3 protein-coding genes and 1 pseudogene are annotated in these 4263 nt (G+C 64.7%); 2 read left to right on the forward strand and 2 right to left on the reverse strand.

The genetic code is table 11. The annotated features are described in order from the left end of the window. On the forward strand, positions 1–2493 hold a 2493-nt coding region (gene uvrB / locus ACOJTD_RS03100), incomplete at its 5' end, for an excinuclease ABC subunit UvrB (protein ID WP_420131475.1). A 195-nt stretch (positions 2494–2688) separates the two neighbouring features. Beyond that, positions 2689–3276, forward strand: a complete 588-nt coding sequence (locus ACOJTD_RS03105) for a hypothetical protein (protein WP_420131476.1) — start codon at positions 2689–2691, stop codon at positions 3274–3276. Between the two features lie 33 nt (positions 3277–3309). Here the strand turns inward: ACOJTD_RS03105 and ACOJTD_RS03110 are convergent, their stop codons facing one another. Next, the gene (locus ACOJTD_RS03110) at positions 3310–3633 is read right to left on the reverse strand and encodes a (2Fe-2S) ferredoxin domain-containing protein (protein WP_420131477.1); all 324 of its coding nucleotides are present in this window, start codon (positions 3631–3633) and stop codon (positions 3310–3312) included. Between the two features lie 391 nt (positions 3634–4024). Beyond that, positions 4025–4263, reverse strand: a pseudogene (locus ACOJTD_RS03115) (acetyl-CoA C-acyltransferase); the annotation flags it as partial.

The raw sequence follows: 4263 nt of genomic DNA on the forward strand, positions 1-4263 counted from the left end.
CTCGGCGTCAAAGCCACCGCCGACGCGCTGGAAAACCTGATCCGCGACGGCCGTCCCGAGTTCAAGGGCGAAGACGGCAACGTCAAGCTATGGGTGCCGCATCGGCCGCCGCGGCCGGAAAAGTCCGAGGGCGGTGTCCGCTTCGTCATCAAGTCGGACTACGTGCCGAAGGGCGACCAGCAGACCGCCATCAAGGAGCTGGTCGAAGGCATCGACCGCAGCGATCGCACGCAGGTGCTGCTCGGCGTCACCGGCTCGGGCAAGACCTACACCATGGCCAAGGTGATCGAGGCGACGCAGCGCCCCGCCATCATCCTGGCGCCGAACAAGACGCTGGCGGCGCAGCTCTACGGCGAGTTCAAGAACTTCTTCCCCGACAACGCCGTCGAGTATTTCGTCTCGTACTACGACTACTACCAGCCCGAAGCCTACGTCCCGCGCACCGACACCTATATCGAGAAGGATTCGTCGATCAACGAGCAGATCGACCGGATGCGCCACGCCGCCACCCGCGCGCTGCTGGAGCGCGACGACGTCATCATCGTCGCCTCGGTATCGTGCATCTACGGTATCGGTTCGGTCGAGACCTATCAGTCGATGACCTTCGCGGTGAAGCGCGGCGAGCGCATCGACCAGCGCCAGCTGATCGCCGATCTGGTGGCGCTGCAATACAAGCGCACCCAGGCCGACTTTTCGCGCGGCACATTCCGGGTGCGCGGCGACGTCATCGACATCTTCCCGGCGCACTACGAGGATCGCGCCTGGCGGATCAAGACGTTCGGCGACGAGATCGAGGCCATCGAGGAATTCGACCCGCTCACCGGCCACAAGCAGGACGAGCTGGAATTCGTCAAGATCTACGCCAATTCGCACTACGTGACGCCGCGGCCGACGCTGATCCAGGCGATCCAGTCGATCAAGACCGAGCTGAAGTGGCGGCTCGATCAGTTGCACGCGCAAGGCCGCCTGCTGGAGGCGCAGCGGCTGGAGCAGCGCACCACGTTCGACATCGAGATGATGGAAGCGACCGGCAGTTGCGCCGGCATCGAGAACTACTCACGCTACCTCACCGGCCGCCGGCCGGGCGAGCCGCCGCCGACGCTGTTCGAATACGTGCCCGACAACGCGCTGGTGTTCGCCGACGAAAGCCACGTGTCGATCCCGCAGATCGGCGCGATGTTCAAGGGCGACTTCAGGCGCAAGGCGACGCTGGCCGAATACGGCTTCCGCCTGCCGTCCTGCATGGACAACCGGCCGCTGCGCTTCGAAGAGTGGGACATGATGCGGCCGCAGACGGTGGCGGTGTCGGCGACGCCGGCGGCGTGGGAGCTGAACGAGAGCGGCGGCGTGTTCGTCGAGCAGGTCATTCGCCCGACTGGACTGATCGATCCGCCCGTCGACATCCGCCCTGCCCGCACCCAGGTCGACGATCTGGTCGGCGAAGTCCGCGCCACCGCGACGCGCGGCTATCGCACGCTGATCACCGTGCTGACCAAGCGGATGGCGGAGGATCTCACCGAGTTCCTGCACGAGCAGGGCATCCGCGTGCGCTATATGCATTCGGACATCGACACCATCGAGCGCATCGAGATCATCCGCGATCTGCGGCTCGGAGCGTTCGACGCGCTGGTCGGCATCAACCTGCTGCGCGAAGGCCTCGACATTCCGGAATGCGCGCTGGTCGCGATCCTCGACGCCGACAAGGAAGGCTTTTTGCGCAGCGAGACCTCGCTGATCCAGACGATCGGCCGCGCCGCCCGTAACGTCGACGGCAAGGTCATCCTCTACGCCGACCACATCACCGGCTCGATGCAGCGCGCGATGGACGAGACCACGCGCCGCCGCGAGAAGCAGGTCGAGTACAACGAGGCCCACGGCATCACGCCGGAAAGCGTCAAGAAGTCGATCGGCGATATTCTGAATAGCGTGTACGAGCGCGACCACGTGCTGGTCGAGATCGGCGACGGCAAGGGCTCCGGCTTCACCGACGACGCCGCCGCGATCGGTCACAATTTCGAGGCCGTGCTGGCCGATCTCGAAACCCGGATGCGCGAGGCCGCCGCCGATTTGAACTTCGAGGAAGCGGCCCGCCTGCGCGACGAAGTCAAACGCCTGCGGGCGACCGAGCTGGCGGTGATCGACGATCCGACCGTGAAGCAGCGCGGCGTCGCGGCGAAGGCCGGCAGCTACAAAGGCGACAAGAAATACGGCGCCTCGGCCAATATGCCGAAGCTCTCAACCGAACGCGGCGGCAACAACACGCCGCGCAGCAAGGTGCACAAACCCGATCTCGATGAGATGGGCATTGCCGGCTACCACGAATTCAAGAAGGTCCAGCGCGCGAGGCCGCGCAAGCCGACGCTGGATGAAATGGGACCGGGGACGGAGAGCAAGATTTTCCAGCCGACCAACAGTCGCGAGTCGGGACCGGAGTTCGGACCACGATCGACCGGCGGGGCGCCGGGACGGCGGGGTGGGTGGAAGAAGAAGTGACGCGGCAGCGCCGCGCGATGTGCGGCGCGAGCGGGCTAACGAGATCTACTTCTTGACGAGGCCTGCCATCGTCTCTGCGTGACACCCGTCCGCGCGGCAACTGCGTGACCTTGCTCACAACTTGTCAGTACGAAGTTGCGGTGAAAGGATGCCGGCTCATACGGAGAGTCGATCATGCGCGTTCCGATCCTGGCGGTGCTGCTCATCACGCTGCCCGTCCTGCCTTCCCACGCTCAGACGGTTCCGACGGCCATCACCTGCGAGGGCGTCTTCGGCAAGAGCACCACTCACGCGCAGTTGGTGAAGACCTTTGGAGCCGCCAATGTCACGTTCGAGGAGATCGACGGCGCTGAAGGCGAGACGCTGAAGGCGACGGTGCTGTTCAAGGCGGACCCGGCGAAGCGCGTGGAGGTGGTGTGGCGCGATGAAGCCAAGCGCGCCGGTCCTTCCAGCATCGGCGTCAAGCAACCCAGCGCGTGGATCGGTCCTCTGAACATCCGCAACGGCATGACGGTCCCGGAGATTGCGCAGCTCAACGGCCAGCCGTTCACAATGAGCGGTTTCGAATGGGACTACGGCGGTTATGTCACCGACCTGAAGGGCAAGCTCGCCGCGCTTCCCGGCGGCTGCGGTCTGACGCTGCGTTTCTCGCCCGGCATGGATATTCCGGCCGGCAAGAAGTATCAGGCCATCGTCGGCGACAGGACCATCAAGTCCGACAACGCCCTGCTGCTGTCGGTCAAGCCGAAAGTGACGGAATGGAGCGTCGGCTGGGCTGAGTAACAAGCTTGCAGAATTCGGCACGCGCGGTTGCAGTCATTTTGCGACCGGCGTCAGCAACGCGGCCGCTTCGCCGACCTCGGGCCGATCTCCGACCAGCACATACTCCCCGCGTGCCAGTGTCGCCGCGCTGGCGGTGACCACCGCGCGCTTCGGGCAAATACCAAGGCAGCCGGTGGTGACGAGCTTGGGGCGTTTGCCGCCATGCGCAGCGGCGGCTTGCTTCAGTTCCGCTTTCAGCGCCTGCTTGATCTTCTTGCCGCCGTCGATCTTGGACAGGCATTTGCCGCAGATCAGCACGGGTGGTGGGCGCTTGGGGCGGGCGATGATGGGGGAGGATTTCGTGGGCATGATCGTCATATAGGGACGGTCTGCGATCGTGGGATGGGTTGAGCGCTGCGAAACCCATCAGGCCGATACACGCGGGTGATGGGTTTCGCTTGCGCTCAACCCATCCTACCAAGCCTCATCGGCTGCTCCGTCATTGCGAGGAGCGCAGCGACGAAGCAATCCAGCTCATGGCGCTGGGCTGGATTGCTTCGCTGCGCTCGCAATGACGAACCGGCGCGTTTCGCAGGAAGATTCTCGAAGACGTGGATGGCCGGGACGAGCCCGGCCGTGGCGGCGTTGAGAGGATCGAGGCAAACAAAAAGGGCGGCGCGTATGGCGCCGCCCTCTTCGATCACTTCAGCTCTGGTGCACGACGTGATGGGTTTCGCTTCGCTCAACCCATCCTACGCGCGCCCTAGCCTCACACCCGCTCGATGATGATCGCCGGGGCCATGCCGCCGGCGGCACACATCGTCACGAGGCCGCGCTTGAGGCCGCGGCGCTCGAGTTCATCGAGCACGGTGCCGACCAGGATGGCGCCCGTGGCACCGATCGGGTGGCCGAGAGCGATCGAGCCGCCGTTGACGTTGACCTTTTCACGGTCGAGGTCGAGGTCGCGGATGAACTTCTCGGCGACGACGGCGAAGGCTTCGTTGATCT

Origin of the sequence: Rhodopseudomonas sp. (assembly GCF_048594845.1) — a bacterium.
GTDB lineage: Bacteria > Pseudomonadota > Alphaproteobacteria > Rhizobiales > Xanthobacteraceae > Rhodopseudomonas.